Genomic DNA, 24,194 nt, shown 5'->3' with positions numbered 1-24,194 from the left:
GACGCGTTCGAGGCCGACTGGGACGACGACCCCGTCGACGCGTTCGAGAGCCACACGAACGGCGTCTCGGGCGTCGTCGACGGCGCCGAGACCGTCGTCGGCCACCCGGACCTGTTCGCCGAGCGGGGCTGGAGCGTCGCCGACGACCTGCGGGAGCGGGCAGCGTCGATCCGCGAGCGGGGGAACCTCCCGATCCTCGTCGGCCGGGACGGCGAGGCGGAGGGCCTGATCGTCCTCGGCGACCAGCCCCGTGAGGGCTGGGAGGAAACAGTGACCGCGCTCGCCGACCGCGGCGTCGACGTGGTCGTCCTCACCGGCGACGAGAACGAGGCGACGGCGACGTACCGCGACCACCCCGCGATCGACCAGGTGTTCGCCGGCGTGCCGCCGGAGGGGAAGGCCGAGACCGTGCGCCGACTCGGCGCCGGGCGGACGCTCGCGATGGTCGGCGACGGCACCAACGACGGGCCCGCGCTGGCCAGCGCCGACCTCGGGATCGCGCTGGGCAGCGGCACCGCGATCGCCGTCGACGCCGCCGACGTGGCGATCATCGACGACGACCTGCGCTCGCTGGACACGGTGTTCGACCTCTCGAAGGCGACCGGGACGCGCGTGAAACAGAACATCGGCTGGGCGTTCCTCTACAACGCGGTCGCGATCCCGCTCGCGCTGTCGGGGCTGCTCAACCCGCTGTTCGCCGCGGTCGCGATGGCCGCGAGCAGCATCCTGGTGGTGACGAACTCCTCGCGGCCGCTGCTGGAGGAGTAGGACGACGCCGAAAAATCAGTACGCATCGCCGACGGCCGCCTCGCCCTCGAGCACGGACTTCCGGGAGACGAGCTCGATCGTCGTCTCGAACCCGATGGCGCTGCCGCCCTCGATCGCCTCGACGCGGAGCACCACGTCCTGCGGGCTCGCACAGCCGCAGTTGACGAACTCCTCCCACTCCTCCCCCACGGAAACCGGGCCGGCGTGGGCCCGCTGGAGGTACTGGAGGTAGGTGCTGTCGTTCATGTTCTCCTGGAGCCAGTCGCTGTCGGCGACCCACCAGGTGCCGTCGTCGTCCGGGTCGGCCTCCGGCGACCGGAACGAGAGGACGAGGCGCTCGGCCTGGTCCTCGACGGTCGCCGGGTCGATCGTGTCAGTAGTTCCCATCAGTCGTCAGCCTCCATCGACGCCGCGGCGGCCTCGGCCGCCGGTGCGGGCGTCGACTCCAGCCACTCCTCGGTGTCGAGAGCGGCCATGCTGCCCGTGCCGGCGGCGGTGACCGCCTGCTGGTACGCACGGTCCATCACGTCGCCCGCCGCAAAGACTCCCTCGGCCGCCGTCGCGGTCGTGGCCCACGAGTCGCCGTCGGCCGTCCGGACGTAGCCGTCCGAGTCGAGTTCGACGGGCGTGTCCTCGAGGAACGCGGTGTTGGGCTCGTGGCCGATGGCGTAGAACACGCCGCCGACGTCGACCTCCTCGACGGTCACGTCCTCGCCGTCCTCGTAGCGCTCGCTGGGGTAGCCCTCGGGGTGAGAGACCAGCGTCGCGCCGGTGACGCCCGACTCCTGGGAGCCGTCGATCGCCAGCAGTTCCGTGTTCCAGCGGAACTCGATGTCGTCGTGGTCGCGAGCGCGGTCGGCCATGATCTCCGAGGCCCGGAGCGCCTCGCGGCGGTGGACGACCGTGACGCTGTCGGCGAACTTCGCGAGGAACAGCGCCTCCTCCATCGCGCTGTCGCCGCCGCCGACGACGAGCACGTCGTCGCCGCGGTGGAACGCGCCGTCACAGGTCGCACACGTCGAGAGCCCGTAGCCCATGAGCTCGTCCTCGCCGTCGGCGCCGACCCAGCGGGCGCTCGCGCCGGTCGCGACGATCAGCGCGCGCGTCCGGACCGTCTCGCCCGTCGAGAGCGAGAGTTCGAGCGGCTGGCCGTCCACGTCGGCGGCCTCGACGCTGCCGTGCTGGAACTCGGCGCCGAAGCGCTCGGCCTGCTCGCGCCCGCGCTGGATCAGCTCCATCCCGCCGACGCCCTCGGGGAAGCCGAGGAAGTTCTCCACGTCGGTCGTCAGCGTCAGCTGGCCGCCGGGCTCGTCGCCCTCGAGGACGAGGGGGTCGAGGTCGGCGCGGGCCGCGTACACCGCCGCCGACAGCCCGGCGACGCCGGAGCCGGCGACGACGAGTTCTCGGGTGTCCGCAGGCATTTATTCGGCGTAGCCTCGATCAGCGAGCGGAGCTGGTCCTCGCCCTGGACGCCGACGATCTCCTCGACCTGCTCGCCGTCCGCGAACAGGACGAGCGTGGGGACGCCGCGGACGCCGTAGGCGCTCGCGAGCGTCTGGTTCGCGTCCACGTCGACCTTCGCCACGGCGGCCTCGGTGTCCTCGGCCAGCGATTCGACGACCGGCTCGAGCATCTGACACGGGCCACACCAGTCGGCGTAGAAGTCCGTCAGGACCACGTCGTTCTCCGCGACGATCTCGTCGAGCCCCGCCTCCCCGTCGACGTAGATCGGTTCGGTGGGCGTGTCGGTGCTGCCGTCCGGTGTAGAGTCAACTGACATCACGCTACCGTAGGGACCAGTAGTTGTTAAGGGTTGTGGGGAATATGTACAATACCACTTGGCCGGGTGGAAGCGAGAAAGCGAAGACGGTTTTTCCAGTGCGGTCGAACGTTCGGCCATGGCCACCGACCGTGAGTGTCCCGACTGTGGAGAACCGCTGGAGGCAATGGAGCTACAGGGGTCGAGCTCGCTCGGCGACGTGGTGCTCGTCGCCGCCGGCGACGACGACGGCCTGCTCGGGGGGCTTCGCGCGGACGAGGTGCTGGAGCCGGTGCCGCACGTCTGCCCGGCGTGTCGCCGGACGCTGTTCTACGCCGAGGAGTGAGGCGGGTGCGAGCGGTGGACACTCCGCAGCTCGGCCGGCGACGTTAGCTCTCGGCGGACTGCGGCGGCGTGTACGTCTCGTCGTACTTGTTCTCGAACTCCTGGATGAGCTGGCCCATCTTCGCGTACCAGTCGTTGAGGATCCGCTGCATGTCGTCGGCGATCTTCGTGGGGTCGGTCGGGTAGTAGACGTGGTAGTAGCCGCCCTGGTCGTAGTTGACCTGCTCCTTCTGGATGAACCCCGTCTGTAGCAGCCGCTGAACCGCCCGGTAGGCGGTCGAGCGCTCGCGGTCGACCCTGTCGGCGATCTCGTCGACGGTCAACGGCTCGCTGGCGCCGACGAGCGCCTCGAAGCAGTCCCGGTCGAGCTGCTTCAGCCCGTGGAAACACTCGAGCAGCCCCTCACACACCATATCCCGCTGCAGTTGTTCGGCCATCGAATCCGGCATTGGTACCCGAGCTACCGGGCAAGTGCCTAAAAGACTTGTGCGTGAACTGTACAATCTTCCGATCGGGACGGAGCCGGCTCGTGTCCGTCGATTCGGCGGTCGAGAAAACGCGGCAGCGGTCGTCGTCGCGACGCGTTCGAAGGGTTAGTTGGTCACGCCCGTTGCGGAGTCAGACTCCTCCCGGAGCGCCCGGACGGAGCTGACCACGACGCGCCGGCGACGAGCGTCGCGGCGCCGAGGATCACGACCAGCGAGACGGTCTGGAGCACGGGGATGTCCATGAACGTCCCGATCTTCCGCAGTGCGACGGCGATCGCCCCCAGCAAGAGCATCACGCCGAAGTACACCTTGATCTCGTCCTCGTCGACGAGGCTGGTCGCCGCGGCGCCGATGCGGGCGCCGCCGGCACTCCCCGCCAGCAGCGGCACGACGATCGAGAGGTTCACCGCGCCGTCCATCGCGTAGAGGAAGCTGCCGATCCCGCCCGAGAACACGATCTCGAACAGGTCGGTCCCCACCGCGATCGGGACGGGGACGCCGATCAGGTAGAACAGCGCGGGCATGCGGATGAACCCGCCGCCGACGCCGAGGAACCCGGAGAGCAGCCCCGTCGCGAACGCCACGAGGAGGATCATCCACAGCGAGACCCTGATCCCGCCACGGAGCTTCATCATCGGCGGAACCCGGTAGGACTGGATCTTCTTGGCGATATCCGGGATGTCGTCCGCGTTGATCTCGCCGTCGGCTTCGTCGTGGTCGGGGCTGAGCCCGCCACCGTCGCCGCCTTTCGTCGCGGTGTAGGTGATGAACACCCCGATCCCGCCCAGCAGCAGGACGTAGATGACGCTCACGACCGTGTCAGCGAGGCCGATGTCCTGGAGGTAGTGGAGACCGATCTTCCCCACCTCGATCCCGGCGGTCGTCCCCGCGATCATCAGCACCCCGAGCTTGTAGTCGACCTGCCCGAGGTCACGGTGTTTCAGTGTCGCGATCACGGAGGTGGCGAACACGAACGCCAGCCCGGACGCGACGGCCACGTCGGTCTTGTACCCCATCACCATCAGCGCGGGCGTGACCAGGAACGAACCCCCCATCCCGAAGAACCCGAACAGGAGGCCGATCAGCACGCCGAACCCGGCGAACAGGGCGAGCAGCGCCACCGAGACGCCGAACAGTTCCATCATTAGTTACCACCGATCGCGTCGACCAGGGTCGGGCCAACCAGTCGCTCCAGCAGGCCGTAGCCGACGTACAGGATGATTGCTTCGAGCAGTACGACACCGATTACGAGCAGCGCGCCGTCGACGCCCGTGGCGCTCTCAAGCCCGAACATCGTCGGTCACCTCGTACAGTATTGTTTCGATCATGGGATTCTGCTCAGTCGTGCCTAATCCGCTATGCCATTTAACGGTTGTGGGATTGGAATACAATATTACTGCCATGGATGCCACGGCTAACGAACCGGGATATCCCCATAAGTTATCTAAATATACGGTTCGCGCCGGGGACGCCGAACGGGGGGTGGAAAACGGGGGCGCGAGGCTCGCGCGCGCCGGCGGCGAGCCGGCGACGTGTCGGCTGGCAAAACGCTATGCGTCCGGGGCGCCAGCGGGCACGCATGCGGGCCATCTACGCGACGGATCTCTCGGCGGCGAGCGACGCGGCGATCGAGAACGAGACCTGCCTCGACTGTCTCGAGCGGATCGGCGTCGACGAGATCCACCTGCTGACGGTCGTCCCCTCGAACGTCCACCCGGGGATGCCCGGGATGGACCTGGAGCAGCGACGCGAACGCGGTCTCGAAGCGTACAAGTCGGTAATGGAGGCCGCCGGGTTCGACGTCGAGACTCACGTCGTCCGCGGGACGCCGTACCGCCGCATCAACGGCGTCGCCGAGACGGTGCGGGCGGACATGGCCGTCGTCGGCTCGCGGGGGCAGAGCCCGCTCGCGAACCGGGTGATCGGCTCGACCGCCCGGAACCTCGCTCGGACGACGGTCGTCCCCCTGCTGGTCAACCGCGTCGAGCGCGAGGCGGACGACCCCGAGGTTGTCCGAGAGCACCTTTTCCAGCGGCTGCTGTTCGCGACCGACTTCTCGGAGAACGCCGAGCGCGCGTTCGGCGCGTTCAACTACCTCCGCCACGCGACTGAGGAGGCCACGCTCGTCCACGTGCGGTCGCCGAAGGACGAGCTCGACGTGGACCCCCACGAACGGCTCGGCGAGCTCGCCGACACGCTCGCGCAGTGGGACATCGACACCAGAACCGTCGTGAAGGACGGCGATCCCGCAGAGGAGATCCTCGACGTGGAGGCGTCGGTGACGCCGACGACGACGCTGGTCGGCTCGCGCGGGCGGAGTCGACTCCGGCGGCTGATGCTCGGGAGCGTCTCCGAGGAGATCGTCGCCGGCGCGCGGGGGAACGTCTACCTCGTCCCGCCGCCGCGGACGGCCGGCTACAAGCTACTGTAGCGGCGGCCTACGGCAGCGGCAGCACCACGACAGCGCCGTAGCCGAGCACGAACGCGAGGGCGAACGACGCCCCCCAGGCGCCGACCGTGAGGCCGAGCTTCCGGGCGTCGACGGCGCCGCCGCCGCCGACGGCCGCCCCGCTGCCGATGATCGCGCTCACGACGATCTCGTTGAACGAGACCGGGACGCCCAGCAGCACCGCGACCTGGGCGATCAGGAACGAGGGCACCAGCGCCGCGATCGAGCGCCGCGGGCCAAGCGAGGAGTAGTCCTGCGCGAGGGACTTGATCATCCGTGGCGCGCCGGTCCACGAGCCGACGAGGATCCCCAGTCCGCCGCCCGCGAGGACGGCGATCGGCGGGATCGTCCCCACGTCGTCGAGCAGGGGCATGAGCGGGCCGACCGCGAGGCCGACCTGGCTCCCGCCGGCGGAGAACGCCACGAGCGAGCCCAGCGCGAGCAGGAATCGACGGAGGCCGCCGGCCTGATCGCGCCGCACGTCCCACGTGACGAGCACCGCGATTCCGGCGGCCGCCGCGAGCGTGATCGCGACCGTGGCGGGCAGGCCGGTGAGCTCCAGCGACCGCGCGACGGCGCCGGCGATCGAGCCGGCCGTGCCGTTCGGGCCGAGCATGGTGAAGTTGACGTTCGCGAGCACGGCGCCGACGAGCGCCCCCAGCAGGGGGATGCTGTACGCCTCCGGCACGTTCTCACGCGGGAGCACGCTCGCGATGCCGTAGGCGACGCCGCCGCCGACGAACGGGGTCAGCACCCAGACGGCGCCGACCTGGACGTACTTCGGCCAGACGGGGCTGCCGCCGAGGGCGAGCCCGACGCCGATCACCGAGCCGGTGACGGTGAACGCCGTCGCGATGGGGTAGCCGGTCCGGATCCCGATCGCCATGAGCCCGGCGCCGATCAGGAGCACGAGGATGACGCCGCTGGCCGGCAGGCTGACGCCGCCGACCAGCCCGCTGCCGATCGCTTCCGAGACGTTCGCGCCCTGGGTCACCGCGCCAGCGAGCCCGAGGATCCCGACGACGAACGCCGCACGCATCGTCGAGATGGCGTTGGCGCCGACCGCGGGGGCGAACGGCGTCGCGCCGCTCGACCCGGCGCCGATCACCCACGCCATGAACAGGCTCGCCAGTCCGGCGACGAGGAACAGGGCAACTGTGGCTAGTTCCATTTGAGTAGCTGAAAAGGGAGCGGCGTTAAAAGGCTGAAGCGTTAGTCCGCGCCCGCGAACGCGGGCTCGTTGTCCGTCGACTGGCTCCGCCAGTACCCCTGGACGTAGGCGCCGAGGAACATCCCGGCGAGCGCCCAGAGGATCGTGATGTTGCCGGTCCCGAGGCTGGCGTACGCCGCGCCCGGGCAGATCCCGGAGAGCCCCCAGCCGACGCCGAAGACGGCGCCGCCGACGAGGACGTTCCGGTCGAACGGCTTCAGGCGGCGTTCGTACGGGTCGCCCGTCAGCGGTGCGGCGTCGCGGATCCGGGGCAGCAGCGCGAACGCGATCCCGGAGACGATCGCCGCACCGAACATGACGAACGGGAGCCCGAGATCGTCGAACTGCAGGAAGTTCAGCACGACCTCCGGCCGGGCCATGTGGCTGAAGCCGAGCCCGAACCCGAACACCAGGCCGCCGACGAACACCAGCGGCTTGAACAGCGGGTGTCGGTCCGCCATTACGGGCTCACCCCCAGTGCGGCGACGACCTGAGCAGTTCCGATCGCCACGGTCAGGAACGTCGCGACGCCGGCCAGCGAGGTCTTCGACGCCGAGCCGACGCCGCAGACGCCGTGGCCGGACGTACAGCCCTTACCGATCCGGGTGCCGATGCCGACCAGGATGCCACCGAAGAACAGCCGCCAGGGCTGGACATCGGTGGTCCACAGCGTCACGCCGGCGACCTCGTACAGCTGGCCGGTCGACCCAGGCTCGTACAGCGAGCTCGAGACGACGCCGGACTGGACCGTCGCGGCGAACGCGAACGCGCCCAGGATGATCCCGGCCGTGAACACGAGCCGCCAGTCCCGCGAGGCGACGTACTGCTGGAACCGCGACTGGTCCGAGACGTACGACAGCGTCGACTCGAGGAACGTACTCGCCCCGGCGGGGATCCCCGTCCCGACGTAGATCAGGACGGTTCCGAGCCCGACGAGCAGGCCCCCGACGGCGTACCGGCTGATCCCGTTGGGGAACAGCTCGGCGGCCAGCTGAAGCGGGACTGGATCAGCGACCATCGGCGGAGTTAGTCACCCGCGAGCGACTCCTGGCTCGCTGCGCAGTTGTTCGGGCCGAGCTCGAGAGTGAACGCCTCGTCGTCGTCGACGGTGTTCTGGCCGAGGTTCGTCCCGATGATCTGCTCGTAGTTGGCCGGACGGGGCGGCATGTCCGAGAGGATGAGCTCGACGAAGTCGTCCTCGTCCATCGTGAGCGCGTCCATCTCGTCGACGAGCTGGCCGATCGGCGCCGTGTAGGTGCCGTCCTCGGCGGGTTCGGCCGCGTCGCTGAAGTGGGCGCCGCCGATCAGCGTGTCGTCGGGCAGCGTCAGCACGCGCTCCTGCAGCGACTCGTACAGCATGCGCGCCGCGTCGGGCGCGCCGTCGTCGCCCTCCTCGAGGTCGGGGCGGGCGACGCTCTCGATGAATAGCCCGTCGCCGGTCGCGAGCAGGCTGTCGTCGACGAGGTAGGAGGTCATCCCGGTCGTGTGCCCGGGCGTGTAGACGGTCTCGATGGTGGCGTCGCCGACGGTGAACTCGTCGCCGTCCTCGGCGGTCGTCAGCTCGTCGGCGTAGGTGACGCCGCGGTCGACGGCCGCGTCGGGGATGACGCCCTCGACGCCCTCCTCGTCCAGCGCGCGGACGCCGGAGATGTGGTCGGCGTGGATGTGGGTGTCGATCGCGTACTGCAGCTCGACGCCGAGCTCCTCGGCGTCATCGAGGTAGCGGTCGGTGAACGCCCGCAGCGGGTCGATGATGGCGGCCTCGTCGTCGTCGTAGACGAGGTAGCCGAGACAGCCCGAGGAGGGGCGCTGGTACTGCAGCAGCGTGCCGGCGCCGTCGTAGTTCTCGACCTCGACGGCCTCGTAGATGCGCGCCCAGCCGTTCATCCCGTCCTCGAGGTGGTTGACCTCGTAGCCGCGCTGGGCCAGCTCGGCCGCGACGTACTCGCTGGAGCCGCCCTTCGCACAGAGCACGGTGATCTCGCGGTCGTCGGGCACCTGCTCGAGCACGTCGTCGTCGATCTCGTCCTCGAGGAACTCGAAGTAGGGGACGTTGATCGACTCGACGGTCTCGCCGTCGATGCGCCACTCCTCGTACTCGGACTCCATCCGAGTGTCGAGCAGCGTCACCTGTTCGCCGTTGTCGATGCGGTCCTTCAGCGCTTCCGGCGCGATCGAGTCGACCTCGACGTCCGGAGTCGGGAAGTCATCAGCGTCCATGTACAGTCCACCGTATCGGCCGGGTCGACAAAAAGGTTTGCATAATAATCCACACTACATGCAAGACCGCTTCGCGGGGTCGTCGTCGATTCCGTCCGCTCACACGCGTAAGAGAGTATAATTGCCGGCGCTATCGGCGGCCAGTATGGCGGTCGTACTCCGAACCGGTACCCTTTTACACGCCGGTTTGGTATTGTGGATTAGCTCCAATACAGACCAACGGAGCAGATCAACCATGAGTTCGCAATTCGACATCACGGAGACGCTCGACGTGAAAGGTGCATCGTGTCCCATGCCGGTCGTGAAGACGAAGTCCGCCATCGACGAGCTTGCCGAGGGCGAGGTCCTCGAAGTGGTCGCGACGGACTCCGGCAGCATGAGCGACATCGAGGGCTGGGCCGACAGCACGGGCGGCGTGGAGCTGCTCGATCAGGTCGAGGACGGCGACGTGTTCAAGCACTACGTCCGTAAGACGGAGTAACGATGAGCACGGACACGCCCGACGCGTCGACCGACGAGACGCCCTCGCGTGCGGAACTCGCCGCGCGCGTCGAGGAGCTCGAAGAGGAGCTCGCCGACGTGTCAGCCGAGGTCGGCGACGACAACAAGAAGATGTCCATCATCTCCACGAAGGGGACGCTGGACATGGCGTACCCGCCGCTGATCCTCGCGAGCACGGCAGCCGCCTTCGGCTACGAGGTCACGGTGTTCCACACGTTCTGGGGGCTCGACATCCTCCACGAGGAGCGCTCGAAGGACCTCAAACTGAGCTCGGTCGGCAACCCGAACATGCCGGTCCCCAACGTCGTCGGCGCGCTCCCCGGGATGGACCGCATGACGACGAAGATGATGGAGAAGAAGATCGAGGACAACGAGACCGCCTCGATCGAGGAGCTGATCGAGACCTCGCTCGACATGGGCGTCGAGTTCCAGGCCTGTCAGATGACCATCGAGCTGATGGACTACGACGAGGACAACTTCTACGACGGTGTCACCACCGGCGTCGGTGCGGCCACCGCCATCCAGGACATGGCCGAGGCCGACATCCAACTCCTCGTCTGATGAGTCAGCTAACCGCTCGCCCCGCCACGCGGGTCGTCGAGGCGCTCGCCGAACGCGCGGGCGTCGATCCGGCCGAGCTGTCGCCGCCGCTCTCGACGGCCGTGGATCCGGACGCGCTCAACAAGCTCGTGGCGGACGCCGACGACGGCGTCGCGGTCCGCTTCGAGTACGCGGACGACGAGGTCGTCGTCCGCAGCGACGGACGCGTCGCGGTCCAGTAGTTTTCTCCGGCGCTCCCGCGCCGACTCGAACCTTCGCCGCCGAGGCACTCCCGACCCTCCGTCGGTCGACACCGAAAACCGGGAGCGACGCTACTCGTCGGCGTCGCCCGACTTCGCGCGGCCCAGCGCCGCGGCGAGCGACAGCAGGTAGCCGAGGCCGTACTGGACCTCCGGGTCCCTGGTCGCACGCACGAGCCCGAGCGCGCCGACCCGTTCGGGCTCCTCACCTTCGGCCTCGCCGACGCCCTCGAGCAGCGTCTCGAGCCCGTCGCGGGTGTCGTCGTCCGCGGCCGTCTGGGCCAGTTCGCCGACCGAGCCGCCCGTGCCGGCCAGCGAGCGGACCATCTCGTCGTCCAGCGCGGCCGTGCCGAGCGACACGACCCCCGCGAGTTCGACGAGCTCGTCGAGCGCGCCCGTCCGCTGGAGCTCGACCAGCGACTCCAGGGCGGCCTCGAGTTCGGCGCCGTTGTCGCCGACGGCGCCGGCGAGGCCGACGGTCTCCTCGGTCGCGAGCCCGTCGGCGGACTCCGCGAGCGTCGCCCCCGTGCTCGACAGCTCGCGCACCATCTCGTCGCTCAGCGCGCTCTCGCCCAGCGAGAGCACGTCGAGCAGCTCGTTCACCGCGTCGAGGCGCTGGACGAACTCGGCGACGGCCTCGGGGTTCTCCTCGATGGCGGCCTCGAGCTCGCTCGCCTCGGGCGACTGCTCCCCCGACATCTCAGAGCAGCCCCCGTGCGGTCAGCCAGTACGCCTCGTTGTACGCCAGCTTCGACCAGTGGAGCTTCTCCGACGGCGGCGCCGGCGACGGCGGGTTCTCGTAGTCGAACTCGACGAACGACGCCGAGTCCATCCCGGTCTCGATGAAACAGAGCGTCTTGCCGTCGTACGTCGCCGTCGCGGGGCGGCCGCGGACCTCGTTGGCGAGCCGCTGGCCGACGACGCCGGCCTGGTAGTGCGCGACGCTGCCGGCGTTGGGGACGCCCGTTTCGGCGGTGTCGCCGAGCGCGTACACGTCGTCGGCGGCCTCGGCCTCGAGCGTGTGCTTGTCCACGTCGACCCAGTCCTCGCCGAGTCCGGCCTCCTCGATCAGGTCGATGCTGCTGTGGGGCGGGATCCCCACGAGGAGATCGTACTCGAGGGTGGTCCCCTCCATCGAGGTGATCGTCTCCGCATCGGGGTCGACCGACTCGGCGTTGAAGAACGTCTCCACCTCGATGCCGCGCTCGTCCATGATCGGGCGCGCCCACTCGCCGATGTTGGCGTTGCCGTGGACCCGCTGGATCGGGTACGTGTACGTGATCTCGACGTCCTCGCGGAGCCCGCGCTCGCGGAACCAGTCGTCGACCATGAACACGAACTCCAGCGGCGCCGCCGGGCACATGTGCGGCGTGCCGACGACGCTCAGCACGATCCGGCCCTCGGTGAACGAGAGCAGCTCCTCCCGCAGCGCGGTCGCGCCCGACTCGCTGTAGTAGTCGTGGGCGCCGTCCGCCAGCCCCGGGATCCGCTCGGGCTCGAGCGTCGACCCGGTGGCGAGCACGAGGTAGTCGTACTCCATCGGCCCGCCGTCACGCGTCTGTAGCTGGTGGGCGTCGGTGTCGAGGTCGGTGACGCGGTCGATCCGCAGGTCGACGGCGTCGTCGACGAGCTCCTCGAGCGGCCGTCGCCCGTCATCGGGTTCGCGCTGGCCGAACGGGACGTACAGCCACACCGGCTTGTACACGTGGTCCGGGCCGTCGTTGAGCAGCGTCACCCGGACGTCGCCGCGCTCGATCTCCGGGCCCAGCCGCTCGGCCAGCTTGTTCGCCAGCACGGTGCCCCCGGTGCCGCCGCCGACGATGGCGATGTGCACGGTCATGCTTTCTCGACGTAGAACGTGTGGTAGTCGTCGTCCTCGTCGACCCCGAGGAGCTCGTTGCCGGCTTCCTCGACCCACTCCCGCACGTCAGTGAGCGACTGGTCGTTGTCGCTCAGGAGCCGCACCACGGTCCCCGAGTCGGCGTCGCGCATCTCGCCGATGAGGTCCATCAGCGGGCCCGGACAGGCCGAGCCACGCGCGTCGACGGTGTCGTCGTAGGCGATATCGGTGTCGGTCATAAGTACAGGTGAATCTCGGGGGCGAACGACCTTAATAATGTGTAGTGGTTTCAAGACTGTGGGAACACAGGAGATACCGCAGTCGCGCGGCTGCGACTTCGCGAAAACGGGGGATCGTCGACGCTTACAGCGAGTCGAGCACGCGCTCGAACCGGTCGTGGACCTCGGCGCCGATCGCCTCGAGGTCGTCGTTCCCCGTCACGTCCAGGAGGCGCTCCGGATCGACCGCGCGCACCGCGACGGTCCCGTCCTCGTCCTCGTAGACGACGACGTTGCAGGGCAGCAGCGCGCCGAGCTCGATCTCCTCGCCCAGCCCCTCGAACGCCAGCCCCGGGTTGCACGCGCCGAGGATGCGGTACTGGCGGAACTCCTCGTCGAGCTTCTCGGCGAAGGTGGCCTGCACGTCGATGTCACAGAGGACGCCGAACCCCTCGTCGCCGAGCGCCTCGACCGTCCGATCGACCACGTCGTCGAACTCGCCGTCGACCTGCTGTTGCAGAGTATACTCCATACGGGACAATCCTGCCGGCACGCTCATTACCTTTTCGTACGCGGCCACCGCGACCGTCAGCCGTCGACCAGATCGCCCCACGCGGCCGGGAGCCGCGCGTACACCGCCGCGTTCCCGAGCAGCGCGTCGACGGTCGTGTACTCGTCGACGGCGTGGACCGTGTCGGTGCCGAGCGCGAACTCGACGGTCGGCACGCCGCGGTTCCGCAGCAGCTTGGCGTCGCCGCCGCCGGTCGCGCTCCGGCGGTAGATCCGGTCGCCAGTCACGTCGGCCGCCGTCGACGCGACCGCCTCAACCAGCGGCCCGTCGATCGGTTCCGCGGTGCCGAGGCTCCAGGAGACGTCCGCGACCGTGATCCCCTCGCAGTCGTCGGCGCAGTCGCGGATCGCCGCGAGCATCGCCGACGTGTCCACGCCCGCGGTCAGCCGGATGTCGATCTCGGCCCGGGCCCTCTGGGGGACGCTGTTGACCGCCTCGCCGCCCTCGAAGACGCCGAGGTTGATCGAGGGGTAGCGGAACAGCTCCCGAGCGGTGGCCTCGCCCATCGTCGGCGCGTAGTACGCCACCGACTCGTCGACGATCGCCGCCATCGCTGGGTCGAGATCGAGTTCGACCGTGCCGAATCGCTCCCGCATCGTCTCGACGGCGCCGTACAGTCGGTCGATCGCGTTGTCGCCCAGCACCGGCCGCGAACCGTGGGCGGCGGTACCGCTGGCGGAAAGCGTCAGCCAGATGCTGCCCCGATCCGCCACCGTGACGGAGTGGCGGCCGGCCTCGCAGGTCGGCTCGCCGATGACGCAGGCGTCGGCGTCGAGTTTCCCGGCCTCGAGCAGCGCCGGGAGGCCGGCGTCGCCGCCGACCTCCTCGTCGCTGACGAACGCGAACTGCAGCGTGACCGGCGGCGAGGGGCCCTCGGCGTACGCCCGCAGCACAACCAGCATCGACGCCAGCGCGCCCTTCATGTCGGTCGCCCCGCGGCCGTAGACGCGGTCGTCGACGCGCTCGCCCAGCGGGTCGAACGACCACTCGTCGGCGTCGAAGGGGACGGTGTCGAGATGGCCGTTGAACAGCAGCGTCCGGTCGCGCTCGCCCGGCACCGTCACGATGAGGTTCGGCTTCGCCGGATCGGCCGCGAACCGCTCGGTCTCGACGCCCAGCGGCGCCAGCCACGACTCGATCAGGTCGACGATCTCCCGGGTGTCGCCCGGCGGGTTCGCCGTATCGACCGCGAGCAGGTCGAGGAGCAGCTCCACGAGCTCCTCCCGCCGCGTCCGGACATCGACGGGGGGACGCTGGGTCATCGGCGCCCCCGCGAGCGGTCGTGACGGCCACGCCGGTTCGACCGGGCGCCTCCCCCACCGTCGCCGACGAGCGCGCTGTGCATACCTCGGGGTTCAGCCGACCGGGGTAAAGGAATTTCGCACGTTGCACAATACTGAGAACGGGAGAAGCTTCGCAAGCCGTGGCTCCGGCGAGCACAGTGGATCTGGACTCAGCGCGACGGCTCGATCGAACAGGTCCGCGGGTCGCCGGTCCGTCCCAGGAAGTACGCCAGCAGCAGGATCCCGCCGACACGGAGGAGGTTCCCCTCGAACGGGAGCGCCGCCATCGCGCCGAGCAACCCCAGCGTGCCGAGCACGCCCGCGCCGCAGCTCGCACAGCCCGCGGCCAGCAGCCCGGGGACGACGCCGGCGAGCGTCGACGCCCCGCCGCGGCGCGCCCGGCGGAGGAGCGTGACGGCGTTGGTGACGGCGACCCCCGTCAGGAGCGCGTAGGCGGCGACGAGTGCGACCCCGAGCCAGCCGGTTCCGAGGTACAGCTGCCGGCTGAGCGCCGTCACGGCGTAGCCGAACTGGGCCGGATCACGGGTGAGGATCTGGACGGCGAACTGCGGGAACGCGCTCAACACCAACACGCTGTAGGTCACCACCGTCGCAACCGCGGCGAGCAGCAGTCGCCGGTTCGACGTGAGGGGGTAGGCAAGCCCGTCGCGCAGGTCGGCGAGCCAGCCCCGGCGACGGGGTTCGGTCACGCCTCCAACACCCGGTCGATCCCGTCGGCGAAGTTCTCGTACGGCTGGGCGCCGGCGATCTTGCCCGCGGCGTCGCTCTCGCGGTTGTAGATGACGAACCCCGGCGTCCCCCGGAACGGGACCGATCGGGCGAACTCGGCGTCGGCGGTGATCGACGCCCGAACGTCGTCGCCGTGAGACTGTCGGTGCTCCTCGACCGCGTCGAGGGACACCCCAGCCGTTCGCTCCGTGATCTGCCGGAACGTCTCCTCGGTGGCCCAGTCGTTATCGTTCCGCTCCTGGGCGTCGAACGCGGCACCGTGCCATCGCCAGAACGCGGCGGGCTCGTCGGCGGCGACGGTCGCCCAGACGCTCCGCCCCCAGACGGCCGCCGGCATCGAGTACTCGCCGATGACGGGGAGCGCGAGCGCGACCAGCCGGGCGTCGCCGGCGTCGATGTAGTTCCGGCCAACCTTCGGGAGCGTCTCCGTCTCGAAGCGCTTGCAGAACGGGCAGAGGTAGTCGGTCCAGTAGTAGATGTCCACCGGCGCGTCCGCCTGTCCCGCGATCGGTCGACCGGCGAGTTCGACGCCGAAGCCCGTCGTCCCGTCGCTGGTGTGGGACGTTTCGGGGACGTACGCCCCTTCGCTCGAGCCGCCGCGGGAGGCGAGATACGCGACAGTGCCGCCGAACGCGAGCGTCCCCCCGCCGGCGACGAGCGCTCGACGTCTCGTGATCTTGCTCTCCGAACCCATCGCCACTCAATAACGGGAACTCGCCGAAGGGCTTTGCGGTCACCAACGCAGACGGGTCAGCCCGTCCGGGCGGCTGGACAGGGTGGCACCGACCCCGTACGAGGTAGCTACGGTAACTCAGGTAGCTAAGGTAGCTGAGGTAGCGACGGTAGTGAGAGCGAGACTGGCTGTGCCTAACCTTCCGGTAAAGCCCTATTAACCCACTTCACAGCATAGGCACCTTAGCCACCTGAGGTAGCTAAGGTACCTGTTCTTCTCCTCCGTCGCCCGTAGGTAGATTCAAGGCATCCCGTACAAACGTTGTAGGCAAGATGAGGCAACAGTCGGCGAAGTAGGTACCGTAGCTACCTCAGGTGCCTTAGCTACCTCAGGTCGATCGGCGTCGATCGACGGCGGTCTCGCTTCCACGGGGCCCGACCGACGCCGACCGTCTCTGAGTGGGCTGCGGTGCCGTCGCTGCCTCATCAACTTGAAACCATGAGTGATCCAGCACCACGGGCGGTCAGCGTCGGCGTACTGAAGGGGGGGTTCGGGAAGACCACGACCGCGATCAACACCGCGCGCGAACTCGCCCACCGGAACGGCAGCGCGCTCGTCGTCGACCTCGACGACAACGGGCACATGACCCGACAGCTCGGCTTCGAGGACGCCTTCTCGAGCGACACCAACCACACCCAGCGCGTGCTCGTCGACGGCGGCGACCCGACGCAGTACACCGAGTCCGTCGTCGACGGCCTCGACCTGTTCCCGGCCCACACGGAGCTGGAGTCCGTCGAGAACGAGCTCCGGAACGCGACGATGGGCAGCGCCCGGCTGCGGAAACATCTCGTCGACCCGCTGCTCGGCGACGAGTACGAGTACATCGTCGTCGACTGCCCGGCGAACCGCGGCAAACTCAACGACAACGCCATGTACGCCACCCAGAACATCATCATCCCGCTCAAACCCGAGAGCGGCTACGAGTCGGGGCTCTCGAACACGATCCAGCGGCTCGTCGAAGAGGCCCGCGAGTACTTCGAGCTCGACATCCTCGCCGTGACGCCGACGGCGCTGAACGGCCGCATCGACCAGGACACCCGCGACCGCGGGCTGCTCGAACAGCTCAACTCCCTCGAGATCTCCGACGACATCGTCCCCTCCTACGCCCGCATCACCGAGTCGGAGTGGGAGGCGATCGACGCCGGCGAGTACGACGGCGGCCTCCCGGGGATCCGGTTCCGCGGCGCCATCGACGCCGCCCACGACGCCGGGGTTCCGGTCCGGGACTACGACGCGAGCTGCGACCAGCTCGAGAACTACGCCGAACTGGCTCGCATCGTCGAGCAGGGAGGTATCGACCGATGACGGGGTTCGACGACCTCAACGAGGCGGGGAAGGAGCAGGCGGCCGCCGACAGTCAATCGCCCGACGACGAGACGAACGACGGCGACGCGGCGTCGACGGGCGGGGACCAAAACGAGCCGGCGTTCCCGTTCGAGGAGTCCGTCCAGGCCCAGATATACCCCCGGAAAACCACCCACGAGGCGTTCGAGGACTTCCTCGACATCGACGTGAAGCGCCACCTGCGCGATCGGGAGATCCGCAACGAGACGGGCCGAGAGCTCCACGAAGCGGTGCTGCAGGTCGCGATGGACCACCCCGAGGAGATCGCCGAAGCGCTCGAGGAACAGCGGCGGGAGTGACGGCGTCGACGGAGCATCGTTCGGTATCGCGCTATAGAGTTTATCCTTGAGTTTCCCGGGGAATCGACACGGGTTCGACACCCAGGCTAACAGCCATACTGGTGTTACGACGAGCGACCCGTACACCTATGTCGACGGAGGGAGACCGTGAGTCCGTGAGCGACTCCGGAACGGCGAACGGGCGACGCGGGAAGGTGGTCCGGCTGATCGAGGAGCGGGAGCTCGACGGGATCGGCGACCGCCTGGAGCGCCGCTGGACCGCCGAGGGCGAGGAGCGACTGAGCCTGCGCGACCTCGCCGACGAGTTCAACCGCGAACTCCTGCGCGCCGCGATGGACGACGCCGGGATGCAGCCGCTGGACGGCGACGTGGCGAACGTGTACCGACTCCTGACCGATGACGACGTCAGCGGCGCCGACAGGACAAGAACCGAGCGCCGCCTCGACCGGGAGGGCGTCGCCGTCGACGAGCTGCGACGGGAGTTCGTCACCTACCAGGCAGTCAGAACGTACCTCAAAGACCACCGCGGCGCCTCCTACGACCCGGACACGGGGAATCAGGTCGACGAGGAGAAGGAGCGCATCCAGCGGCTCCGGGGCCGCGTCCGGACCGTCACCGACAGCAAACTGACCCAGCTCCGCCGGAACGACGAGGTCGACATCGGCTCGTTCCGCACGCTCGTCAACGTGAACGTGCTCTGTGAGGACTGTGGCACCCAGTACGACGTGGAGACGCTGCTCGACGAGGGCGGCTGTGACTGCACGAACGAGTAGGGGTCACGGGACGCCGCCGACAGCCTTATACGCTTTTCAACTGACACACTGGCTATGCAGCGACAACAGGCCGCGGCGCCGGACGCGGCGGTACACGCCCGCAACATCGGCGGGATTCGGGAGACTGAGGTGGCGTTCGAGCCCGGCGTGACGATCTTCGTCGGGCGGAACGCGACCAACCGCACGTCGTTCCTCAAGGCCGTGATGGCCGCCCTCGGCAGCGAGAACGTCGCGATGAAGGGCGACGCCGACGAGGCCGAGGTCACGCTCGAGGCGGGCGAGGAGACGTACACGCGGACGTTCTCTCGGCGTGCGGAGGGGGTCGACCGGGGCGGCGACCCGTACCTCGACGAGCCGGGGGTCGCAGACCTGTTCGCGTTCCTGCTCGAGTCGAACGAGGCGCGCCGCGCCGTCGCGACCAGCGCGGATCTCCGGGAGCTCATCATGCGCCCCGTCGACACCGCGGAGATCCAGGCGGAGATCGACCGCCTGCAGGACCAGCGCGACTCCCTCGAGGCGGAGCTCGACGCCATCGACGACCGGAAGGGCGAGCTCCGTGATTTGGAGAGCCGCCGGGAGACGCTCCGGGCGGAGATCGAGTCGACGAAGGCCGACCTCGAGGAGACGGAGGCGGCGCTCGACGCGGCCGACGCCGATCTCGAGACGCGCCGCGAGGAGCAGTCCGAACTCGAGGACCGGCTCGAGACGCTCCGGGAGAAACGCTCGGCGCTCGACGACGTGCGCTACGAACTCGAGACCGAACAGGAGAGCCTGGACGAGCTCCGGAAGGAGCGCCGCGAGCGCGAGACCGCGCTGGAAGAGCTCGACGAACCCGACGCCGACGCCGACGAGATCGAGGGCCGGCTCCGCGAACTCCGCGAGCGGAAGGGGGAGCTGGAAACGCAGGTCGACGAGCTCCAGAGCGTGATCCGGTTCAACGAGGGGATGCTCGACGACGACGGGCCGACCTCGCCGGTCACAGTGGGCGACGACGGCGCAGTGACGGACCAGCTCGTCGACGACGCGGTCACCTGCTGGACATGCGGCACGGCGGTCGATCCGGAACAGATCGAGTCGACCGTCGACCAGCTCCGCGATCGCAGCCAGTCGAAAGTCGGCGAGGTCGACCGACTCGAGCGGGAGATCGAGGAGCTCCGGACCGAGAAACGCGAGATCGAGCAGGCCCGGCAGGAGCGTGAACGGATCGAGAGCCGGCTGGACGAGCTCGCCGACGAGATCGAGCGCACCGAGGCGGCCGTCGAGGACCACCGGGACCGGCGGGAGGAGCTAACCGAGGAAATCGAACGGGTCGAGGCCGACGTCGAGGAGCTGGAGGACGAAGAGCACGAGGAGATGCTCGACCTCCACAAGCAGGCGAACGAGTTGGAGTACGAACTCGGCCGGCTCGAGGGCGACCTCGAGGACGTGGAGGACGAGATCGCCGAGGCGGAGGCCCACATCGCCGAGGAGAGCGAGGTGGCGGCGGAGCTCGACGACGTGAACGACCAGATCGAGCAGCTCCGGACCCGGATCGAGCGCATCGAACGCGACGCCGTCGAGGCGTTCAACGAGCACATGGACGCGATCCTCGACCGGCTCGACTACGACAACCTCGACCGGATCTGGGTCGACGCCGTCGAGCGCGAGGTCCGGAAGGGGCGGCGCAAGGAGACCGAGCGCGCGCTGGAACTCCACGTCGTCCGCACGACGGACTCGGGGGCGGCGTACGAGGACACCGTCGAACACCTCTCGGAGAGCGAGCGCGAGGTCACGGGGCTGGTGTTCGCGCTCGCTGGCTATCTCGTCCACGAGGTGTACGAGACGGTGCCGTTCATGATCCTCGACTCGCTGGAGGCGATCGACTCGGAGCGCATCGCCGCGCTCGTCGACTACTTCGCCGAGTACAGCCCGTACGTCCTCGTGGCGCTGCTGCCCGAGGACGCGGCCGCGCTCGACGACGAGTACGAACGGGTCACGGAGATCTGACCCGGCGGCGCTACCAGACCTGTTCGAGCGCGCGGAGCACGTTGCCGCCGAGCACCTTCCTGATCTCCTCGTCGCTGTAGCCGTTCGCGACCAGCCAGCGCGGGATGTTGATCCACGCCTCCGTGGGGTTCTCGAGGCCGTCGACGTACTCGCTCTCGAGCGTCGACTCGGGCAGCTCCACGCCGTGGAACTCCGAGAGCGTCCGCAGCAGTTCGGTGTGGTCGCCGTACAGCACGTCCGGGCCGAACGCGACGTGGTCGATGCCGATCAGGTCGACGACGTACTCGAAGTGCTCCATGTACGTCTCGATGTCGGGGAGATGCGTCGACGAGAGCAGGCCGACGACGCCGCCCGTTTCGGCGATGGCCTCGAACACCTCGTCGGCGGTGCCGCGGGCGCCCATGCCCGCGCCCTTCGCCAGCGCGTGGGTGTCGAACACCGGTTTCTCGCTCACGTCACAGGTGTCCAGCGAGGTCTGCGGGCTGGCGTGGCTGACCGAGATCGCCATCCCCACGTCGTTCATCCGGGCGACCGCGCGGGCGCCGAACCCCGTGAGCCCGCCGTCGCGCTCCCGGATGTCGCCGCCGCCGGTGCCCAGCGCGTTCGAGGTGTTGTACGTGATCCCCATCGATCGGACGCCCATCCCGTACAGCTGTTCGATGCGGTCGAGCTCGTTCTCGATCATCGCCGCCGACTCGACGCACTGGACGACCGCCAGCTTCCCCTCCTCGCGGGCGCGGTGGATGTCGTCGACGCTCCGGCACTGGAACGCGTAGTCGGAGTGCATCAGGTCGCAGGCCCGCATGCTGACCTCGTGGCTGATGTCGTCCCACTTCCAGCCGTGCAGCGAGTGGACCGAGGAGAGCCCGTCGAGCTGCATGTCGAAGACTGCGTCGAGGCTCGTCTCCGCGAGGTACTCGTAGGCGGTGTGGATGCGGCCCTCACGGATGTAGTCGAACAGGTCCTCGTCGAGGTTCTCGGGGAACCGGAACGCGTGGTCGTGCAGCGAGAGCACGGTGTCCGCGGTGAGCTCGTCGACGCGAGCCTCCTCTTCGTCGGTGAGTTCGAGCGTCCGCGGCTCGAAGCCGGCGGTCTTCTCGGCCAGCGGGAACGCGCGGTAGTCCTCGTCGGCGTCGAGGTAGTCGTACGGTTCGTACCCGTCGTACTGCTTCTCTGCGCCCATACGTCCAACAGGCGCCGGAGCGCCACTTAGCCGTTTGGGTCGTCACAACTCCCCACACAGGTCCGGCGAGGCTACCGTCCCGTGGGAACGTGACACAAGCTATTTGCCGTGGCGGGAGGTTCGGTAGTTCGTGTACGCAGCAATCAACGGGGCCGAACTGTACTACGAGGTTCACGGCCCGGACGACGCGCCCGCCATCGTGTCGCTGCACGGCGGGCCCGGGATCAGCGACCACCAGAAGGGGAAGCAGGCGTTCGAGGCGCTCACGGACAACTACCGACTGGTGGTGTACGACCACAGGGGCTGCGGGCAGTCGAGCCTCACCGAGCCGTACTCGAACGAGCAGTACGCGAAGGACTGCGAGGCGCTGATCCAGCATCTCGGCCTCGAGGAGGTGGTGCTCATCGGCGGCTCCTACGGCGGCTTCATCACCCAGGAGTACGCCATCCGCTTCGGCGACCGCGACCACTTCAAGGGGTTCGTCCTGCGGGACACCGCGGCGTCGAACGCCTACGAAGACAACTCCGTCGAGAACGCCCGGGAGTCCTGGGACGCGATGAAGGCCCGAAACTTCGAGCTGCCCGACATCACCTGGGAGGAGTTCATGACGGTGATGGACGGCAACGTCGAGTCCGACGCGGAGTTCGAGCGCATCTGGCTGGGGATGCTGCCGCTGTACGCGCCGAACCTCGACGAGTTCGACGTGGAGGCCGCCAAGGAGGCGACGGCCGAGCGAGAGTTCCACCACGAGACCCACAACGAGATGTTCACCAACGCCTACCCGAACATGGACTACACCGAGGACCTGCCGGGCGTCGACGTGCCGGCGCTGGTCACCGTCGGGCGGCACGACTGGATCACCCCGCCGGAGGCGAGCGAGGAGATCGCCGACCTGCTGCCGGACGCCAGACTCGAGATCTTCGAGGAGAGCGGTCACTCACCGAACCTCGACCAGCAGGAGGCGTACCTCGCCCGCGTCCGGGAGTTCTTCGACGAGATCGGGTTCGGCGACCCGTACGGCGACGACTGACGGGGGCGTCGACGGCGAACGATCGCCGCGGCGACGGGCGTGGCCGGACAGATTCGCGGAACGATCGTTCCGTCTGACGGAATTTATAAGTCGGTTCCGTGTGAACAAGCGGCAAGGTCATGACGGACGACGCCACCTCGCTGAAGTCGGTCGAACGCTCGTTCCGGATCCTGGAGTTCGTTCGGGACAACGAGCCCGTCTCGCTCACGGAGGTCGCCGAGACGCTCGACGTGTCGAAGAGCACGATCCACCGCCACCTCTCGACGCTGGTGTCAGCGGGCTACCTAATTCGGGAGGAGGGCGACTACCGCGTCTCCTTCGAGTTCCTCAGCTACGCCAACCGCATCCACCTGCGTGATCCCTCCTACCCGATGATCAAGCGGAAGGTCCGCGATCTCGCCGACGAGTCGGAGGAGCTCGTCCAGTTCACGACCGACGAGGAGGGCCGACTCGTCTACCTGTTCAAGGAGACGGGCCGCAACGGGCTGCTCTCGCGATCGGACGCGCGGACGTTCCGGCCGCTCCACTCGACGGCCGGGGGGAAGGCGATCCTCTCGCGCTGGCCCCGCGAGACGGTCGAGGCGTACATCGACAACCACGGGCTCGAGGCGATCACCGAGCAGACCATCACCAGCCCCGACGCGCTGTTCGAGCGGCTGGAACAGGTCCGGGAACGTGGCTACGCGACCAACCAGGAGGAGACGGTGGAAGGGTTGGGGGCGGTGTCGGTCCCCATCGAGGGGCCGGACGGCGACGTGATCGGCGCGCTGGGCATCTCAGGGCCGATCAACCGCGTCGTCGACGACGACGGCGGCAGCGAGTACGCCCAACTCCTCCTCGACGCGAAGAAGGAGCTCGAGCTCACGATCCGGCTGCTGTGAGAGTGTGTTAATTACTACCATAGTGAACCGGCGTTCCGGTAAGAGAGATTCTTTCGACGTGTTCGGTTACGTATTGGCTAATCATAACAACCGTATGCCTGTTATGGGTATCGCAAAATTCCCGTATACCGGAAATCTATTCCCCGATGTCGGGATATCTTGTTAGTTCACAGGAAAACAAGGCACAAATATATCCCGATCGTGTGACCGAGACAGCAGTTTCGCCGGCGGCGAGCGATGGCGGCGCCGAGGGCGTCGACACGTTGTTCCGCTCTGCGGAAAAGAACTTCACTCGAGTGGACCGTCGACGGCGGGGAGCCGCCGTCAGTTCGGGAGGCGGTCGCGTGCCTGCCGGAGCTCGTGGACGGTCTCGTTCTGTGCTCGCTTCAGCTGGACCTGCAGGAACCGGGCGTCGTCGCCGTCGAGGCGGGCGAAGTCGTGGGCCGGGTCGTACCGCGGAACGGGGTTCCGGCTCGTCGCGGGGTCCTGCTCGAACTGGCCGTCCTCTACGAGGTAGAGCCGGGTCAGCGTGCGCGAGAGGTCGGTGATCGCACTGTTGGCGGTCTCGGCGTCGATCTCGCCGGCTTCCGCCCGCTCCCGGAACGCCTCGATCTCGTCACGGAGCGCCCTGAGCTCCGCGAGCGTCGGCTCGAAGTCGAACTGTCTGAGCATCGATCGATGTACAGCTACGTACGTCTGAGCATCGATCGATGTACAGCTACGACGTCTGAGCATCGATCGATGTACAGCTACGTACGTCTGA

General features: G+C 68.4%; 29 protein-coding genes and 2 pseudogenes. 12 read left to right on the top strand and 19 right to left on the bottom strand.

The annotated features are described in order from the left end of the window. On the top strand, nucleotides 1-768 hold a 768-nt coding region (locus ACP95_RS04670; protein ID WP_154018436.1), incomplete at its 5' end, for an HAD-IC family P-type ATPase. Nucleotides 769-783: 15 nt separating this feature from the next. Here the strand turns inward: ACP95_RS04670 and ACP95_RS04665 are convergent. The 3 genes and pseudogenes from ACP95_RS04665 to trxA all read right to left on the bottom strand — a co-directional run. Beyond that, nucleotides 784-1,155: a hypothetical protein gene (locus ACP95_RS04665; RefSeq protein ID WP_049980093.1), complete on the bottom strand. Its 372-nt coding sequence runs from the start codon at nucleotides 1,153-1,155 to the stop codon at nucleotides 784-786. Next, on the bottom strand, nucleotides 1,155-2,189 hold the full coding sequence (locus ACP95_RS04660) for an NAD(P)/FAD-dependent oxidoreductase (RefSeq protein WP_049980092.1): 1,035 nt from the start codon (nucleotides 2,187-2,189) through the stop codon (nucleotides 1,155-1,157). The genes ACP95_RS04665 and ACP95_RS04660 overlap by 1 nt, the downstream gene beginning before the upstream one ends. Before the next feature lie 11 nt (nucleotides 2,190-2,200). After that, nucleotides 2,201-2,548, bottom strand: a pseudogene (gene trxA, locus ACP95_RS16285) (thioredoxin); the annotation flags it as partial. A gap of 118 nt (nucleotides 2,549-2,666) precedes the next feature. Here trxA and ACP95_RS04650 point away from each other — a divergent pair. Beyond that, entirely contained in the window at nucleotides 2,667-2,873 is a 207-nt protein-coding gene (locus tag ACP95_RS04650) for a hypothetical protein (RefSeq protein ID WP_049980091.1), read from the top strand. Nucleotides 2,874-2,916: 43 nt separating this feature from the next. Here ACP95_RS04650 and ACP95_RS04645 read toward each other — a convergent pair whose 3' ends face one another. From ACP95_RS04645 to ACP95_RS16045, 3 genes and pseudogenes are all read right to left on the bottom strand, one after another. Further along, entirely contained in the window at nucleotides 2,917-3,321 is a 405-nt protein-coding gene (locus tag ACP95_RS04645; RefSeq protein WP_049980090.1) for a helix-turn-helix domain-containing protein, read from the bottom strand. A gap of 144 nt (nucleotides 3,322-3,465) precedes the next feature. After that, nucleotides 3,466-4,502, bottom strand: a pseudogene (locus tag ACP95_RS04640) (sulfite exporter TauE/SafE family protein). Between the two features lie 2 nt (nucleotides 4,503-4,504). Next, nucleotides 4,505-4,654: a DUF7512 family protein gene (locus tag ACP95_RS16045; RefSeq protein WP_202593777.1), complete on the bottom strand. Its 150-nt coding sequence runs from the start codon at nucleotides 4,652-4,654 to the stop codon at nucleotides 4,505-4,507. Nucleotides 4,655-4,939: 285 nt separating this feature from the next. Between ACP95_RS16045 and ACP95_RS04635 the strand changes: the two genes are divergently transcribed. Beyond that, nucleotides 4,940-5,791, top strand: coding sequence for a universal stress protein (locus ACP95_RS04635; protein WP_049980088.1), 852 nt, complete (start codon nucleotides 4,940-4,942; stop codon nucleotides 5,789-5,791). Between the two features lie 7 nt (nucleotides 5,792-5,798). Here ACP95_RS04635 and ACP95_RS04630 read toward each other — a convergent pair whose 3' ends face one another. From ACP95_RS04630 to ACP95_RS04615, 4 genes are read right to left on the bottom strand one after another with little or no spacing between them, the layout of a single operon-like run. Continuing rightward, a complete protein-coding gene (locus ACP95_RS04630; protein WP_049980087.1) occupies nucleotides 5,799-6,980 on the bottom strand; it encodes an inorganic phosphate transporter in 1,182 nt (393 codons plus the stop codon). Nucleotides 6,981-7,021: 41 nt separating this feature from the next. Further along, the gene (locus ACP95_RS04625) at nucleotides 7,022-7,480 is read right to left on the bottom strand and encodes a YeeE/YedE family protein (protein WP_049980086.1); all 459 of its coding nucleotides are present in this window, start codon (nucleotides 7,478-7,480) and stop codon (nucleotides 7,022-7,024) included. Then, nucleotides 7,480-8,037: a YeeE/YedE family protein gene (locus ACP95_RS04620; RefSeq protein ID WP_049980085.1), complete on the bottom strand. Its 558-nt coding sequence runs from the start codon at nucleotides 8,035-8,037 to the stop codon at nucleotides 7,480-7,482. Before ACP95_RS04620 ends, ACP95_RS04625 begins: the two co-directional genes overlap by 1 nt. Before the next feature lie 8 nt (nucleotides 8,038-8,045). Further along, entirely contained in the window at nucleotides 8,046-9,239 is a 1,194-nt protein-coding gene (locus ACP95_RS04615) for an MBL fold metallo-hydrolase (RefSeq protein WP_049980084.1), read from the bottom strand. A 235-nt stretch (nucleotides 9,240-9,474) separates the two neighbouring features. Here ACP95_RS04615 and ACP95_RS04610 point away from each other — a divergent pair, with 235 nt between their 5' ends. The 3 genes from ACP95_RS04610 to ACP95_RS04600 are packed head-to-tail and all read left to right on the top strand — an operon-like array spanning nucleotide 9,475 to nucleotide 10,522. After that, on the top strand, nucleotides 9,475-9,720 hold the full coding sequence (locus tag ACP95_RS04610) for a sulfurtransferase TusA family protein (protein WP_049980083.1): 246 nt from the start codon (nucleotides 9,475-9,477) through the stop codon (nucleotides 9,718-9,720). 2 nt (nucleotides 9,721-9,722) lie between these two features. Next, on the top strand, nucleotides 9,723-10,301 hold the full coding sequence (locus ACP95_RS04605) for a DsrE/DsrF/DrsH-like family protein (protein WP_049980082.1): 579 nt from the start codon (nucleotides 9,723-9,725) through the stop codon (nucleotides 10,299-10,301). Continuing rightward, nucleotides 10,301-10,522, top strand: a complete 222-nt coding sequence (locus tag ACP95_RS04600; protein ID WP_049980081.1) for a HalOD1 output domain-containing protein — start codon at nucleotides 10,301-10,303, stop codon at nucleotides 10,520-10,522. The genes ACP95_RS04605 and ACP95_RS04600 overlap by 1 nt, the downstream gene beginning before the upstream one ends. A 90-nt stretch (nucleotides 10,523-10,612) precedes the next feature. Here the strand turns inward: ACP95_RS04600 and ACP95_RS04595 are convergent, their stop codons facing one another. The 7 genes from ACP95_RS04595 to ACP95_RS04565 form a co-directional block, all read right to left on the bottom strand. Continuing rightward, complete coding sequence (locus tag ACP95_RS04595; protein ID WP_049980080.1) at nucleotides 10,613-11,239, bottom strand: DUF1641 domain-containing protein; 627 nt, start codon at nucleotides 11,237-11,239, stop codon at nucleotides 10,613-10,615. Nucleotide 11,240: 1 nt separating this feature from the next. Beyond that, nucleotides 11,241-12,380, bottom strand: coding sequence for an NAD(P)/FAD-dependent oxidoreductase (locus ACP95_RS04590; protein ID WP_049980079.1), 1,140 nt, complete (start codon nucleotides 12,378-12,380; stop codon nucleotides 11,241-11,243). Then, a complete protein-coding gene (locus ACP95_RS04585; RefSeq protein WP_049980078.1) occupies nucleotides 12,377-12,619 on the bottom strand; it encodes a sulfurtransferase TusA family protein in 243 nt (80 codons plus the stop codon). Before ACP95_RS04585 ends, ACP95_RS04590 begins: the two co-directional genes overlap by 4 nt. A gap of 124 nt (nucleotides 12,620-12,743) precedes the next feature. Continuing rightward, the gene (locus ACP95_RS04580; protein WP_049980077.1) at nucleotides 12,744-13,130 is read right to left on the bottom strand and encodes a DUF302 domain-containing protein; all 387 of its coding nucleotides are present in this window, start codon (nucleotides 13,128-13,130) and stop codon (nucleotides 12,744-12,746) included. A gap of 56 nt (nucleotides 13,131-13,186) precedes the next feature. Then, nucleotides 13,187-14,431 carry a M20 family metallopeptidase gene (locus ACP95_RS04575; RefSeq protein ID WP_049980076.1) on the bottom strand — a complete coding sequence of 415 codons (1,245 nt, stop codon included), beginning with the start codon at nucleotides 14,429-14,431 and terminating at the stop codon, nucleotides 13,187-13,189. A 191-nt stretch (nucleotides 14,432-14,622) separates the two neighbouring features. Continuing rightward, nucleotides 14,623-15,162, bottom strand: a complete 540-nt coding sequence (locus ACP95_RS04570) for a hypothetical protein (RefSeq protein WP_049980075.1) — start codon at nucleotides 15,160-15,162, stop codon at nucleotides 14,623-14,625. Further along, complete coding sequence (locus ACP95_RS04565) at nucleotides 15,159-15,896, bottom strand: DsbA family protein (protein WP_049980074.1); 738 nt, start codon at nucleotides 15,894-15,896, stop codon at nucleotides 15,159-15,161. The genes ACP95_RS04570 and ACP95_RS04565 overlap by 4 nt, the downstream gene beginning before the upstream one ends. A 477-nt stretch (nucleotides 15,897-16,373) precedes the next feature. Between ACP95_RS04565 and ACP95_RS04560 the strand changes: the two genes are divergently transcribed. The 4 genes from ACP95_RS04560 (at nucleotide 16,374) to ACP95_RS04545 (ending at nucleotide 20,337) form a co-directional block, all read left to right on the top strand. Continuing rightward, on the top strand, nucleotides 16,374-17,240 hold the full coding sequence (locus tag ACP95_RS04560; RefSeq protein ID WP_049980073.1) for a ParA family protein: 867 nt from the start codon (nucleotides 16,374-16,376) through the stop codon (nucleotides 17,238-17,240). After that, nucleotides 17,237-17,578 (top strand): hypothetical protein, encoded by a 342-nt coding sequence (locus ACP95_RS04555; protein ID WP_049980072.1) that lies wholly within the window; start codon nucleotides 17,237-17,239, stop codon nucleotides 17,576-17,578. The genes ACP95_RS04560 and ACP95_RS04555 overlap by 4 nt, the downstream gene beginning before the upstream one ends. Nucleotides 17,579-17,733: 155 nt before the next feature. Continuing rightward, on the top strand, nucleotides 17,734-18,351 hold the full coding sequence (gene rdfA / locus ACP95_RS04550) for a rod-determining factor RdfA (RefSeq protein ID WP_202593776.1): 618 nt from the start codon (nucleotides 17,734-17,736) through the stop codon (nucleotides 18,349-18,351). Nucleotides 18,352-18,405: 54 nt separating this feature from the next. Beyond that, nucleotides 18,406-20,337 carry an archaea-specific SMC-related protein gene (locus ACP95_RS04545; RefSeq protein WP_049980070.1) on the top strand — a complete coding sequence of 644 codons (1,932 nt, stop codon included), beginning with the start codon at nucleotides 18,406-18,408 and terminating at the stop codon, nucleotides 20,335-20,337. Between the two features lie 10 nt (nucleotides 20,338-20,347). On the opposite strand, the gene ACP95_RS04540 is transcribed toward ACP95_RS04545, so the two are convergent. Then, nucleotides 20,348-21,520, bottom strand: coding sequence for a dipeptidase (locus tag ACP95_RS04540; protein ID WP_049980069.1), 1,173 nt, complete (start codon nucleotides 21,518-21,520; stop codon nucleotides 20,348-20,350). A 130-nt stretch (nucleotides 21,521-21,650) separates the two neighbouring features. On the opposite strand from ACP95_RS04540, the gene ACP95_RS04535 reads away from it, so the two are divergent. Together ACP95_RS04535 and ACP95_RS04530 are read left to right on the top strand one after the other, a co-directional pair. Beyond that, complete coding sequence (locus ACP95_RS04535; protein WP_049980068.1) at nucleotides 21,651-22,550, top strand: alpha/beta fold hydrolase; 900 nt, start codon at nucleotides 21,651-21,653, stop codon at nucleotides 22,548-22,550. A gap of 119 nt (nucleotides 22,551-22,669) precedes the next feature. Continuing rightward, nucleotides 22,670-23,431 (top strand): IclR family transcriptional regulator, encoded by a 762-nt coding sequence (locus ACP95_RS04530; RefSeq protein WP_049980067.1) that lies wholly within the window; start codon nucleotides 22,670-22,672, stop codon nucleotides 23,429-23,431. Between the two features lie 324 nt (nucleotides 23,432-23,755). Here ACP95_RS04530 and ACP95_RS04525 read toward each other — a convergent pair whose 3' ends face one another. Beyond that, complete coding sequence (locus tag ACP95_RS04525; RefSeq protein WP_049980066.1) at nucleotides 23,756-24,103, bottom strand: hypothetical protein; 348 nt, start codon at nucleotides 24,101-24,103, stop codon at nucleotides 23,756-23,758. Between the last annotated feature and the right edge of the window lie 91 nt (nucleotides 24,104-24,194).

The sequence above is a fragment of the Halolamina rubra genome (genome assembly GCF_000739555.1).
GTDB classification, from domain to species: Archaea; Halobacteriota; Halobacteria; order Halobacteriales; family Haloferacaceae; genus Halolamina; species Halolamina rubra.
This window is presented reverse-complemented; position numbering and strand designations above follow the sequence as displayed.

Coding starts and splice junctions, on each gene's coding strand:
- ACP95_RS04540 (WP_049980069.1), bottom strand. CDS start 21,520: ATGGGCGCAGAGAAGCAGTACGACGGGTACGAACCGTACGACTACCTC.
- ACP95_RS04650 (WP_049980091.1), top strand. CDS start 2,667: ATGGCCACCGACCGTGAGTGTCCCGACTGTGGAGAACCGCTGGAGGCA.
- ACP95_RS04530 (WP_049980067.1), top strand. CDS start 22,670: ATGACGGACGACGCCACCTCGCTGAAGTCGGTCGAACGCTCGTTCCGG.
- ACP95_RS04590 (WP_049980079.1), bottom strand. CDS start 12,380: ATGACCGTGCACATCGCCATCGTCGGCGGCGGCACCGGGGGCACCGTG.
- ACP95_RS04565 (WP_049980074.1), bottom strand. CDS start 15,896: ATGGGTTCGGAGAGCAAGATCACGAGACGTCGAGCGCTCGTCGCCGGC.
- ACP95_RS04580 (WP_049980077.1), bottom strand. CDS start 13,130: ATGGAGTATACTCTGCAACAGCAGGTCGACGGCGAGTTCGACGACGTG.
- ACP95_RS04630 (WP_049980087.1), bottom strand. CDS start 6,980: ATGGAACTAGCCACAGTTGCCCTGTTCCTCGTCGCCGGACTGGCGAGC.
- ACP95_RS04595 (WP_049980080.1), bottom strand. CDS start 11,239: ATGTCGGGGGAGCAGTCGCCCGAGGCGAGCGAGCTCGAGGCCGCCATC.
- ACP95_RS16045 (WP_202593777.1), bottom strand. CDS start 4,654: ATGTTCGGGCTTGAGAGCGCCACGGGCGTCGACGGCGCGCTGCTCGTA.
- ACP95_RS04600 (WP_049980081.1), top strand. CDS start 10,301: ATGAGTCAGCTAACCGCTCGCCCCGCCACGCGGGTCGTCGAGGCGCTC.
- ACP95_RS04615 (WP_049980084.1), bottom strand. CDS start 9,239: ATGGACGCTGATGACTTCCCGACTCCGGACGTCGAGGTCGACTCGATC.
- ACP95_RS04585 (WP_049980078.1), bottom strand. CDS start 12,619: ATGACCGACACCGATATCGCCTACGACGACACCGTCGACGCGCGTGGC.
- ACP95_RS04620 (WP_049980085.1), bottom strand. CDS start 8,037: ATGGTCGCTGATCCAGTCCCGCTTCAGCTGGCCGCCGAGCTGTTCCCC.
- ACP95_RS04660 (WP_049980092.1), bottom strand. CDS start 2,189: ATGCCTGCGGACACCCGAGAACTCGTCGTCGCCGGCTCCGGCGTCGCC.
- ACP95_RS04610 (WP_049980083.1), top strand. CDS start 9,475: ATGAGTTCGCAATTCGACATCACGGAGACGCTCGACGTGAAAGGTGCA.
- ACP95_RS04645 (WP_049980090.1), bottom strand. CDS start 3,321: ATGCCGGATTCGATGGCCGAACAACTGCAGCGGGATATGGTGTGTGAG.
- ACP95_RS04545 (WP_049980070.1), top strand. CDS start 18,406: ATGCAGCGACAACAGGCCGCGGCGCCGGACGCGGCGGTACACGCCCGC.
- ACP95_RS04525 (WP_049980066.1), bottom strand. CDS start 24,103: ATGCTCAGACAGTTCGACTTCGAGCCGACGCTCGCGGAGCTCAGGGCG.
- ACP95_RS04560 (WP_049980073.1), top strand. CDS start 16,374: ATGAGTGATCCAGCACCACGGGCGGTCAGCGTCGGCGTACTGAAGGGG.
- ACP95_RS04665 (WP_049980093.1), bottom strand. CDS start 1,155: ATGGGAACTACTGACACGATCGACCCGGCGACCGTCGAGGACCAGGCC.
- ACP95_RS04575 (WP_049980076.1), bottom strand. CDS start 14,431: ATGACCCAGCGTCCCCCCGTCGATGTCCGGACGCGGCGGGAGGAGCTC.
- ACP95_RS04635 (WP_049980088.1), top strand. CDS start 4,940: ATGCGGGCCATCTACGCGACGGATCTCTCGGCGGCGAGCGACGCGGCG.
- ACP95_RS04605 (WP_049980082.1), top strand. CDS start 9,723: ATGAGCACGGACACGCCCGACGCGTCGACCGACGAGACGCCCTCGCGT.
- ACP95_RS04625 (WP_049980086.1), bottom strand. CDS start 7,480: ATGGCGGACCGACACCCGCTGTTCAAGCCGCTGGTGTTCGTCGGCGGC.
- ACP95_RS04555 (WP_049980072.1), top strand. CDS start 17,237: ATGACGGGGTTCGACGACCTCAACGAGGCGGGGAAGGAGCAGGCGGCC.